Consider the following 11,586-nt stretch of genomic DNA (forward strand, 5'->3'; position numbering starts at 1 on the left):
CATCCTGAGGCGCGAGCACCGCAAGGGGAGCCTCGAAGGATAGGCCACGGGCGCTTGCCGCCCATCCTTCGAGGCGCGCAAGAGCGCGCACCTCAGGATGACGGCGGAGCGTGTGGCAGCGGACGATCTTAACCGACATGCGCAACAGCGAGATGCGGCAACGGTCTCCCTGATTGCGTTCGCCTCCGACCTGCGGCGGGCCAGCCGCTCATCTGGGCTATGCTTGCTCACGCGCTACTCGATGATCGGCACATGCCTCGCCGCATCACGCGGCGCCGTTCCGTCGAGGCGCGGGTCGTCGGCGATCTCGATCTGGCGGCGGAAGGGGCGGAAGCCGGAGCGCTGGTAGAAGGCAACGGCCGATGGATGGTCGAGGGTGCAGGTGTGGACCCAGACGCGGCGGACGTCGCGCGACCACGCGAGCTCCAGCGCGCGGGTCATCAGGAAGCGGGCGGCGCCGGTGCCGATCAAGGGTGCAGTGACGCCGAAATAGACCAGCTCGCACTGGGCGGGCTCGCGGAAGTCCAGCTCGAGCAGGCCTTCATCGCGGCCGTCCACCACCAGTGCGTAGACCTCGATATCGGGCGCGTGGATGATTGCGGCGAGCTCCGTGTCGGTCATGCGGGCGCGCGAGAACCACAGCCAGTCCTCGCCGACGCGGCGGAACAGATCGCGGTACCAAGGAAGCGTGGGGGTATCGACCCTGCGCAGGGTCCGGGTGCCAGAGGGATCGTCACGGCGCGCGGGAGGTGCGGTCATCTCCAGATGGGTGACGACGGCGGCGATCTTGCCGGCGGGCACGTCGGAATAGCCGTCGGGGAGGATCATTCTTGCTTGCTCCGCATCACCGCGAGTGGCTCCGGCCGGCGCTACACATTCTGTCGTCGTCCCGGACAAGCGAGCGGAGCGAGCGCAGATCCGGGACCTCCGCGCGAGCGCTTGCGCTCGTCGCGATAACCACAGGAAGTGGTTTGGCGAAGATCGGTCGGTCGTTCGGGATTGGCTCCGCCCGCCATCGATAGACCTCGCGGTATGGGTCCTGCGTTCGCAGGGACGACCCGGAGAGAGAGGCGTACTACCCCTCCCCCTCATCGCTCGCCAGCACGCCCTTCACCGCGCGCGCCCAGCCAGCGAGCTTCCGCTCGCGCGTCGCCTGGCTCATGTTGGGCTTGAAGCGGTGTTCGAGGCGCCAGTTGTCGGCGAACTTTGTGGGCTCGGGATAGACGCCGGCCTGGAGGCCGGCGAGGTAGGCGGCGCCCAGCGCGGTGGTCTCCTGGATCACGGGGCGATCGACCGGCGCGTCCAGCAAATCCGCGAGGCGCTGCATGGTCCAGTCCGATGCGGTCATGCCGCCGTCGACGCGGAGCACGACGCTGGCGGTTTCCGAGCTTGGCCAGTCGGCGCGCATCGCGGCCCAGAGATCAAAGGTCTGGTAGCAGACGCTTTCGAGTGCGGCGTGGGCGAGTTCGGCGGGGCCGGTGTTGCGGGTGAGGCCGAACAAGGCGCCGCGGACGCGCGGATTCCAATAGGGCGCGCCCATGCCGACGAAAGCCGGGACCAGATAGACGCTCTGCATGGAGTCGGACTGGTCCGCGAGCGGGCCGGTCTCGGCGGCGTGCTTGATGATGCCGAGGCCGTCGCGCAGCCACTGCACCGCTGAGCCGGCGACGAAGATCGAGCCTTCGAGCGCGTAAGTGCGTTTGCCATCGAGCTGGTAGGCGACAGTGGTGAGCAGCTTGTTTTTCGACGCGACCGGCGTGGTGCCGGTGTTGAGCAAGGCAAAGCAGCCGGTGCCGTAGGTCGACTTCATCATGCCCGGACGGAAGCAGGCCTGGCCGATGGTCGCCGCCTGCTGGTCGCCGGCGATGCCGGAGATCGCGATCGCGCCGCCGAACAGATCGGGCGTGCTTTCGCCGAAGCGGGCGGATGAGTCCTTCACCTCGGGCAGCATCGAGCGCGGCACGCCGATGATCTCCAGCAATTCGTCGTCCCACTGTCCGGTATGGATGTTGAACAGCAGCGTGCGCGAGGCGTTGGTGGCGTCGGTGGCGTGCACCTTGCCGCCGGTGAGACGCCAGAGCAGGTAGCAATCGACGGTGCCGAACATCAGCTCGCCGCGCGCGGCGCGCGCCCGCGCGCCGGGGACGTGGTCGAGGATCCATGCGACCTTGGTGCCGGAGAAATAGGGGTCGATGATCAGGCCGGTCTTCTGCGAGATCACGGGCTCGCGGCCGTCGGCCTTGAGTTTGGCGCAGATGTCGGCGGTGCGGCGGTCCTGCCAGACGATGGCGCGGTGCACGGCCTGGCCGGTGGCGCGGTCCCACACCACGGTGGTCTCGCGTTGATTGGTGATGCCGATCGCCGCGATGTCCTTTGCGGTGATGCCGGCCTGCTCGATCGCCTCGCGGCAGACCATCACCGTCGAGGTCCAGATGTCCTCGGGCTCGTGCTCGACCCAGCCCGAGGCCGGAAAATGCTGCGGAAACTCCTGCTGCGCCTTCGCCGCAATGGATATGTCGCCGCGAAACACGATCGCGCGCGAGGAGGTGGTGCCCTGGTCGATGGCGAGGACGAAAGACATGGCGGCTTACCCTGATGTTTTCTTGGCGTTTCCCAGAGGGGTCGTTGTGTCGCGGCAAAGAAACGGGATTGCCGGCCAGAGGTCAAGTACGCGTCGGTGCCGACGCCTTCCCTTCTCCCCTTGTGGGAGAAGGTGGCGCGAAGCGCCGATGAGGGGTTGCTTCAGCGAATTCGAACGGCAGTTGGACCCGCGGAGAGATACCCCTCACCCGTCTCGCCGCTAGGCGGCGAGCCACCCTCTCCCACAAGGGGCGAGGGAAAGAAGATGCGGCCTCTACCCCAGCGACTAGGACCGCTCTGGCAAAAATGCTAAACGCCATGCCGGGACAATGGAGCGGCATGACGTTTACTTCCTTTCAGTTCGGCATCTTCGTCGCGGTGGTGTTCGGCGCCTATTACCTAGCCCCGCTGCGCCGCTTCCAGGTGCAGCTGCTGGTGCTGGCGAGCGTGTTCTTCTACGGTTTCGGCCAGCCCGAGCTGCTGCCGCTGCTGCTCATCGCGGTGCTGGGCACTTATGTCTGCCTGGTGCTCGCGTTCGAGAACCGCGCCGTCTGGATGCCGGCCGGTATCGTCTTCAATCTCGGCCTGCTGGCGTTCTTCAAATACAAGTTCCTGTTCCTCGACGCCGGCGCAGCGCAACTGACCGGCGCCGCGCCGATCGACTTCCTGCTGCGGCTGCCGCTGCCGATCGGCATTTCGTTCTTCGTGTTCCACAACATCAGCCTGCTGGTCGACCTCACGCGCGAGAAGCGCACCGCGCGCCTGCGCGATGTGTTCCTCTACATCATCTTCTTCCCGCAGCTGGTGTCCGGGCCGATCACGCGTGCGGCGCAGTTCATGCCGCAGATCGTGCCGAAGCGGATCGGCGACGTCGCCTTCGTCGAGGCCGCAAAGTGGATTCTCGTCGGCTATTTCTTCAAGCTGTACGTGGCGAACAATCTCAACGAGATGACGTCCTACATGGACTTCCCGCTCTACGAGACGCTGCGCACGCAGGATCGCTGGCTGCTCGTGTTTCTCTACAGCTACCAGATCTACGCCGACTTCTTCGGCTACTCGGCGATTGCGCTCGGGCTCGGGCTGCTGTTCGGCTATCGCCTGCCCGTGAACTTCAACCTGCCCTACATCTCGACGTCGTTCTCCGAGTTCTGGACGCGCTGGCACATCTCCCTGTCGACCTGGCTCAGGACGTATCTCTACATTCCCCTCGGCGGCAACCGGCATGGACGGGTACGCACCTGTCTCAACCTGATGATCGTGATGACGCTCGGCGGTCTGTGGCACGGCGCGAGCCTGAGCTACGCGCTGTGGGGCATGGCGCACGGGCTGCTGCTGGTGGTCGAGCGGCCGTTCCTGAAGCTTCGAGGCAATGAGGCTCCGGCGCTGCGGGTGATCAGGATGGGCATCGTGTTCTTCTGCGTGACCATGCTCTGGATCTTCTTCAAGCTGCCGGACTTCGACCATGCGCTCGGTTACCTCAAGGGGATGTTCATCGCGACCGACGCGCCGAATCCGCCCAAGCTGTTCACCAATCTCGCTTTGCTCTACGCCCTGCCCGTGATCGTCCAGCATGCCGGCATCGGCGCTCTGGTCGCGGGCCGGTTGCGGCGGTGGGAGCCATATCTCTATGGCGGGCTCGCGGCGCTGGCTCATCTCGAAGCCGGCGCCGACAGCGCCTTCATCTACTTCCAGTTCTGACGATGCAGCAGGTCTCGACGCTTTCATGGCTGGTCAGGTGCGCGGCGGCTGCGGCCGCGCTGCTGCTGGCCTGCGGCCTGGCCGCCCCACGCTACGGCTCGGCCCTGCAGCAGCCTGCCGTCACCACGCGCGACGGCACCCTCGTCACCCTCAACCGCTATGTTCAGGAGCCGGTGCCTGACATCGTGCTGGTCGGCAGCTCGGTCACCTGGCGTCTCAAGGAGGAGTATTTCTCGCTTCCACGCCTGCGCAACCTGGCGCTGGCCGGCGGCTCGCCGGTGACCGGCCTCGCCATCGTCGCCGGGCAAGCGCGCCTGCCGAAGACCGTGCTGATCGAGACCAGTGTGCTGTCGCGCGAAGCCGACGGCGCGCTGATCGAGACATTTTCGCATGGCGCGGGCGCGGAGGCCCTGCTGCTGCGGCCGGTGCGGACGGCGATCGCGGCCTATGAGACCTGGAATCACGCCGGCCCCGATGCCGCCCGGTCGCGCGCCGAGCAGAATCGCCTGCTCGCCCGCCCGCCCGGGACCTTCGACAACAAGGTCTATCTCGACCGCGCGCTGCAGCAGATGAATGACGGCGACCCGACCGCCCCGGCACGCGCGAATGTGGTCCGCATGCGGCAACTCATCGACGATCTGCAGGGGCGCGGCGTTCGAGTCTTCCTGATCCACATTCCCTTCGCGCCGGAGATCGAGGGCTCGCGCATGGTCCGGACGACCGGCGAGATCGTCCACGAAGCCTTCCCCGATCGCAGCCTCTGGCTGCTGGTCGATCCGCCGGGGAACGAGCTGCGCTGGGACGACGGGGTTCATCTCGACGAACGATCGTCCCTGATCGTCGCGCGCGCCATCGAAAGCGCACTCGCCGGGCGCCGCGACGCGCGCGGGCCGTAGCCATGCGAGCGGCGGCTATACCGCCGCCGTCGTCACACCACCGTCGATCACGATGGTTTGCCCCGTCATGAAGCTCGAGGCATCCGAGGCAAGATAGGCCACCGCGCCGGCGATTTCGTCGGGGTTGCCGATGCGGCGCAGCGGCGTGGTGGCGGTGCGGCGCTTCAGCATGGCTTCGTCTTCCCACAGCGCGCGGGCGAAATCGGTCTTGACGAGACCGGGCGCGATGCAGTTGACGCGGACGCCTTTCGGACCCCATTCGCCGGCGAGCGAACGGCACAGCGCGAAGTCGGCCGCTTTCGAGATGCCGTAGGCGCCGATCACGGTGGAGCCGCGCAGGCCGCCGATCGATGAGATGATGACAACGGAGCCGTTGCCACGCTCGGCCATCTCCGGGATCGCGAGCGCGGAGAGCCAGATGTTGCTCTTGACGTTGCTCCCCATGATCTTGTCGAAGGCCTCATCGGTGATGTCGAGCAGCGGGCCGTAATAGGGATTCACCGCGGCGTTGCAAACGAGGATGTCGATCTTGCCGTAGTGCTTCGTGGCGCCCGCGATCAGCGCCTCGACCTCGGCCTTGCGTGCGATGTTGCAGGGAATGACGGTGGCCTCGCCGCCGGAAGCGATGATGCCGTCGACGACCTCCTTGCAGGCGTCCGCCTTGCGCGAGGAGACCACGACCTTGGCGCCCAGCTTTGCCAGCAGCTCGGCGGAGGAGCGGCCGATGCCGCGGCTGGAGCCGGTGACCACGGCGACCTTGCCGGTGAGATCGAACGGGGTGTTTTTCATTGTTGTTGCTCCGCTGACGCCATTTACTCGGTGTCATCGCCCGACTTGATCGGGCGATCCAGTACTCTGCGGCTGAAGTTGCGTGAAACGCATAGCCGCCGCGGAGTACTGGATGCCCCGGTCAAGCCGGGGCATGACAGTCTTCGTGTGGCCTAGATCAACTCAGATCAGCCCGCCACCATCCGCGACGCGGCGCTGGTGGTAGTCGGTATCGCCGAACGAGTTCTCGATCATGGTGAGGCGCTTGAAGTAGTGGCCGATCTTCGCCTCCATGGTCATGCCGATGCCGCCGTGAAGCTGGATCGCCTGCTGTCCGACGAATTTCAGCGACTTGCCGATCTGCACCTTGGCCGCGGCGATGGCGTTGGAGCGCTCCCTGGCGTTCTCGAAATCACCAGCCATGGTCGCGAACATCGACATCGAGCGCGCCTGCTCGGCCGCCACGAACATGTCGGATGCCCGGTGCTGCAGCGACTGGAACGAGCCGATCGCGACGCCGAACTGCTTTCGGGTCTTGATGTACTCGACCGTGGTCTTGAGCGATTCGTCCATCAGGCCGACCGCCTCGGCGCAGAGCGCGACGCGGGCTTCGTCGACGACACGCTCGATCAGCGCCAGCGAATCCTCGGGGTTGCCGAGCACGGCATCGGGGCCGATCTCGACACCGGTGAGCGTGATGTCGGCGGCGTGCAGGCCGTCCTGGGTCGGGTAGGACTTCTTGGTCACGCCCTTGGCATTCGCCGGCACCAGGAACACGCCGATGCCGGCCTTGTCACGACGCTCGCCCTTGGTACGGGCGGTGACGATCAAGGTGTCGGCATTCTCGCCGTTGAGCACGACGAACTTCTCGCCGTCGATGACCCAGCCGTCGCCCTTCTTCTTCGCGGTGGTCGCGACGTCGAAGAGATCGTAGCGCGAGTTCTTCTCGAGCTGGGCAAACGCCAGCGTCTTGCTGCCGTCGATGATGCCGGGCACGTGCGCGGCCTTCTGCGCGTCGGTGCCGGCATGGCGCAGGAAGCCGCCGCCGATTACCACCGTCGCCAGATACGGCTCGAGCACCAGCGCCTTGCCGAGCGCCTCCATCACGATCATGGTCTCGACGCCGCCGCCGCCGAAGCCGCCATCGGCCTCTGCGAAGGGCAGGCCGAGCAGGCCCTGCTCGGCGAGCTTGAGCCAGACGGTTTTGCTCCAGCCGCCCTTCTCCTTCATGTACTTCTTGCGGCTCTCGAAATCGTAGGAATCGGTCAGCAGGCCGTCGATGCTGTCCTTGAGAAGCCGCTGCTCCTCGTTCAGATCAAAATCCATGTTGTTTGGTTCCTCGTACCCGGAATTTTTGCTTCGTCATTCCGGGACACGCGCGATAGCGCGGGGACCCGGAATCCAGAGATTGTGGCGCGAGATTCCGGGTTCGCGCTGACGCGCGCCCCGGAATGACATTAAAGCCCCAGCACCGCCTTGGCGATGATGTTGCGCTGGATCTCGTTGGAGCCGCCGTAGATCGAGACCTTGCGGTTGTTGAAGTAGCTCGGCGCGATCTGGGCGGTCCAGTCCATGGCTTCGTTCGAGCCGTCGTCGCCGTGCACGTCGTAGGGCGCGGCGAACGGGCCGATCACTTCCATCAAGAGCTCGGTGGTGGTCTGCTGGATCTCGGAGCCCTTGATCTTGAGCCCCGAGGAGGCTGGATTGGGCTTGCCCTTGCCGTGCTTGCCTTCGTCGGCGACGACACGCAATTGAGTCAGCTCGAGCGCCTTCAGCTCGATCTCGCAGGCGGCGAGCTTCTCGCGGAAAGCGGCGTCCTGGATGATCGGCTTGCCGCCGGATTCCACCTTGCCGGCGAGATCGCGGATGCGACGCAGCCGCTCCTTGGAGACGCCGACACGGGCGATGCCGGTGCGCTCATTGCCGAGCAGGAATTTTGCGTAATCCCAGCCCTTGTTCTCCTCGCCGATCAAATTTTCGACGGGCACCTCGACGTCGTCGAAGAACACTTCGTTGACCTCGACGCCGCCGTCGATGGTCTGGATCGGACGCACCGTGACGCCCTTCGACTTCATCGAGAACACGATGAAGGAGATGCCCATCTGCTTCTTGGCGCCAGGATCGGTGCGGCACAGGCAGAAGATCATATCGGCGTGCTGGGCCAGCGTGGTCCAGGTCTTCTGGCCGTTGATGATCCACTTGTCGCCCTTGCGCTCGGCCTTGGTCTTGAGCGAGGCAAGGTCGGAGCCGGAGCCGGGCTCGGAGAAGCCCTGGCACCACCAGTCATCGACATTGGCGATGCGCGGCAGGTATTGCTTCTTCTGCTCCTCGTTGCCGAAGGTGTAGATGACAGGGCCGACCATGCTGACGCCGAAGGCGAGCGGCTGCGGCGCCGGATAGGACTGCAGCTCCTCGTTGAAGATGTAGTGCTGCACGCTGGTCCAGCCGGTGCCGCCATATTGCTTGGGCCAATGGCTGACGCCCCAGCCCTTCTTGTTGAGGATGCGCCACCACGTCACCATCTCGTCCTTCGAGAGGTGGCGACCCTCGACCATCTTGCGCCGCGTATCCGGCGGCACGTTGTCGCGGAAGAATGACCGCACTTCCTCGCGAAACGCCTGCTCTTCTTTCGTGAATGCGAGATCCATCGGATCCTCCTGTGAATTACTGCAAAACCTCGAACAAGCCGGCCGCGCCCATGCCGCCGCCGACGCACATGGTGACGACCGCGTATTTCGCCTTGCGGCGGCGGCCTTCGATCAAGGCGTGGCCGGTGAGGCGCGCGCCGGACATGCCGTAGGGATGGCCGACCGCGATCGCGCCGCCATCGACGTTGATTTTGTCGGGGTCGATGCCGAGCTTGTCGCGGCAATACAGCACCTGCACCGCGAAAGCTTCGTTCAGCTCCCAGAGACCGATGTCGTCGACGGTGAGGCCGTGGCGCTTGAGCAGGCGCGGCACGGCGAAGACCGGACCGATGCCCATCTCGTCCGGCTCGCAGCCGGCCGAGACGAAGCCGCGGAAGATGCCGAGCGGCTTGAGGCCGCGCTTTGAGGCCTCCTTGTCGCTCATGATGACAGACGCGCTGGCGCCGTCCGAGAGCTGGCTGGCATTGCCGGCGGTGATCGAGAAGCCTTCGCCACGCACGGCCTTGAGGCCGGCGAGACCTTCGGCCGTCGTTTCCGGGCGCGGGCCTTCGTCCTGCGACAGCGTGACGTCCTTCATCGACACGGTGCCGGTCGCCTTGTCGGTGACGGCCATCTGCGTCGTGATCGGCGCGATCTCCTCCTTGAACTTGCCGCCCTGCTGGGCTGCCGCCGTGCGGCGCTGGCTCTCCAGCGAATACTCGTCCTGCTGCTCCCGCGAAATGCCGTAGCGCTTGGCGACGACTTCCGCCGTGTCGATCATGGGCATGTAGACCTCGCCCTTGATCTTGAGCAGCGCCGGGTCCTGGGCGTGGAAGCCGTTCATCTTGTCGTTCTGCACGAGGCTGATCGACTCGCCACCGCCGCCGACCGCGATCTCGACGCCGTCGAAGATCACCGAGCGCGCGGCGAGCGCGATCGCCTGCAGACCGGAGGCGCATTGCCGGTCGATGGTGGTGCCGGCGACGGTGACGGGAAGGCCGGCGCGCAGCAGCGCCTTGCGCGCGATGTTGCCGCCAGTCGAACCCTGCTGCAGCGCCGCCCCCATCACGACGTCCTCGATCTCCTTCGGATCGACCTTGGCGCGCGCGACGGCTTCGCCGATGGCGTGGCCGAGCAGAGTTGCGCCCTCGGTGGCGTTGAGCGCGCCGCGATAGGCCTTGCCGATCGGGGTGCGGGCGGTGGAAACGATGACGGCGTCGGTCAAGAACGAGCTCCTGATGCGGTTTTAGTGGATTGTGACGGTTTCTGCTGCTGACGCAATTCGTGGCGCGACAATTTTCCGACCGGCGTGCGCGGTAGATCGTCGACGAACTCGACCTCGGCCGGCAATTCGTGCTTGCCGAGCTTGCCAGTGAGTTGGGTGCGCAGCTCGTCGAGCGAGAACGGCTTTGCGTCCGGCTTCAGCTTGATGAAGGCCTTTGCCGCCTCGCCGCGATACGGATCGGGAATGCCGAGCACGATCACCTCGTGCACGCCCGGGATGGTGTAGATCGCCTGCTCGATCATCTGCGGATAGACGTTGAAGCCGCCGGAGATGATCATGTCCTTCTTGCGGTCGACCAGGAAGAAATAGCCGTCGCTGTCGACATAGCCGATGTCCCCGGTGAGGAAGCGGCCGTCGACGAAGGCATCCGTGGATCCCTCCGGCTTGTTCCAGTAGCCCTTGGTGACGTTCGGGCCCTTGATGCGGATCTCGCCGACTTCGCCCGGCGGCAGCACGCGCTTGGGATCGTCGAGCGCGACCACGTCGAGCTCGATGCCGGGCAGCGTCAGGCCGATCGAGCCGGGCTTGTCGGGGCCGGTAGGCGGATGGCCGGTGCCGGGCGAGCAGGTCTCGGTCATGCCCCAGCCGCTGCGCAGCTTCTTGCCGACCTTGCGCTCGAAGAAGTTGGCGATCTCCACCGGCAGCGGCGCGCCGCCGGAACCGATGGTGGCGAGCGAGGAGAAGTCGCGCTTATCGAGATCCGGCAGCGCGGCGATCGCGATCCACATCGTCGGCACGCCCGGAAAATACGTCGCGCGCTTGACCTCGATGTCGCGCATCACGGCTTCGACGTCGAAGCGCTGATGCAGCGAGATCAGATTGCCGCGGCTCAGCGAGGACAGCAGCACCACGGTCAGCGCGTAGATGTGGAACAGCGGCAGCACGCAGATCACACGCTCGATCGTCTCGCCCCGCGCGGCGCGCGATGGCTTGCCCCAGACGTCGTAGATCGACACCGCCGAGGTGAGATTACCGTGCGTCAGCATCGCGCCCTTGGGCAGGCCGGTGGTGCCACCGGTATATTGCAGCAGCGCGACGTCGTCGGCCGTCACGACCGGCCACGCTACCGGTGCGGTCGCGCCCTCGACGAAGGACTTAAAAGTGACGATGCGGGGATCATCCGGGATCGCCGCCTGCGGCGTGCCGACCTTGCCCCAATGATCGTCCTCGCAGACGACGAGACGATCGATCAGCCCCTTTTCCAGGAATTTCAGCGCGGTCGGCAGCAGCGCGGCGAGGTTCGACGTGACGAGCAGGCGCGAGCCGGAATCGGAGACCTTGTGGGTCAGCGCGATCTCGCCGTCGAGCGGGGACAGATGCGCGAGGCGGCTGCCTGCCTTCAGCGCGCCGAAGAAATTGACGGGATGGTCCGGCGAGTTGCCCAGAAACAGCGCGATGGACGTTCCCTTGCCGCAGCCGGCGCGCAGAAACGCCGCCGCCGCGCGCTCGGCCTGAGCTGCGAGCTCCGTGTATGTGATCGGGCGATCTCGAAATTCCAGAGCGGTGCGCGGGCCGTAATCGGCGGCAGCTTTCGACAGCAGGTCAGGCAGCGAGCCCTGGACGATGGTGTCGTCCCACCGCACGCCCTCGGGATAGAACTGTTCGCCGGGATGGGTCATTGGCGATCGATACTCTGCAAAACGGTAGTCGCCGGGTCGTGTGAGGTGGGCACCGGCGGACGGGCTCCCTTCCCCCTTGTGGGGAAGGGTTGGGGAAGGGGGTAGCCACAAAC

9 protein-coding genes are annotated in these 11,586 nt (G+C 65.7%); 2 read left to right on the top strand and 7 right to left on the bottom strand.

Annotation, left to right across the window (positions count from 1 at the left end; translation table 11 throughout):
- Positions 1-234: 234 nt before the first annotated feature.
- Both CV770_RS09255 and glpK read right to left on the bottom strand, forming a co-directional pair.
- Entirely contained in the window at positions 235-828 is a 594-nt protein-coding gene (locus CV770_RS09255) for a GNAT family N-acetyltransferase (protein ID WP_091955918.1), read from the bottom strand.
- Positions 829-1,075: 247 nt separating this feature from the next.
- Complete coding sequence (gene glpK / locus CV770_RS09260) at positions 1,076-2,581, bottom strand: glycerol kinase GlpK (protein WP_104462086.1); 1,506 nt, start codon at positions 2,579-2,581, stop codon at positions 1,076-1,078.
- Positions 2,582-2,919: 338 nt separating this feature from the next.
- Here glpK and CV770_RS09265 point away from each other — a divergent pair, with 338 nt between their 5' ends.
- Both CV770_RS09265 and CV770_RS09270 read left to right on the top strand, forming a co-directional pair.
- Positions 2,920-4,278, top strand: coding sequence for an MBOAT family O-acyltransferase (locus tag CV770_RS09265; protein WP_161499981.1), 1,359 nt, complete (start codon positions 2,920-2,922; stop codon positions 4,276-4,278).
- Positions 4,279-4,280: 2 nt separating this feature from the next.
- Positions 4,281-5,174 (top strand): hypothetical protein, encoded by an 894-nt coding sequence (locus tag CV770_RS09270; RefSeq protein WP_104462087.1) that lies wholly within the window; start codon positions 4,281-4,283, stop codon positions 5,172-5,174.
- A gap of 15 nt (positions 5,175-5,189) precedes the next feature.
- Here the strand turns inward: CV770_RS09270 and CV770_RS09275 are convergent, their stop codons facing one another.
- The 5 genes from CV770_RS09275 to pimA all read right to left on the bottom strand — a co-directional run bounded on the left by CV770_RS09275 (position 5,190) and on the right by pimA (position 11,473).
- Positions 5,190-5,963, bottom strand: a complete 774-nt coding sequence (locus tag CV770_RS09275) for an SDR family NAD(P)-dependent oxidoreductase (protein ID WP_104462088.1) — start codon at positions 5,961-5,963, stop codon at positions 5,190-5,192.
- Between the two features lie 162 nt (positions 5,964-6,125).
- Positions 6,126-7,268, bottom strand: a complete 1,143-nt coding sequence (pimD, locus tag CV770_RS09280) for a pimeloyl-CoA dehydrogenase small subunit (RefSeq protein WP_104462089.1) — start codon at positions 7,266-7,268, stop codon at positions 6,126-6,128.
- 131 nt (positions 7,269-7,399) lie between these two features.
- Entirely contained in the window at positions 7,400-8,590 is a 1,191-nt protein-coding gene (pimC, locus tag CV770_RS09285; RefSeq protein WP_104462090.1) for a pimeloyl-CoA dehydrogenase large subunit, read from the bottom strand.
- A gap of 16 nt (positions 8,591-8,606) precedes the next feature.
- Positions 8,607-9,794, bottom strand: coding sequence for an acetyl-CoA C-acyltransferase (locus CV770_RS09290; protein WP_104462091.1), 1,188 nt, complete (start codon positions 9,792-9,794; stop codon positions 8,607-8,609).
- Entirely contained in the window at positions 9,791-11,473 is a 1,683-nt protein-coding gene (pimA, locus tag CV770_RS09295; protein ID WP_104462092.1) for a dicarboxylate--CoA ligase PimA, read from the bottom strand. The genes CV770_RS09290 and pimA overlap by 4 nt, the downstream gene beginning before the upstream one ends.
- Between the last annotated feature and the right edge of the window lie 113 nt (positions 11,474-11,586).

It is taken from the genome of Bradyrhizobium sp. AC87j1 (genome assembly GCF_002936975.1).
GTDB lineage: Bacteria > Pseudomonadota > Alphaproteobacteria > Rhizobiales > Xanthobacteraceae > Bradyrhizobium > Bradyrhizobium shewense.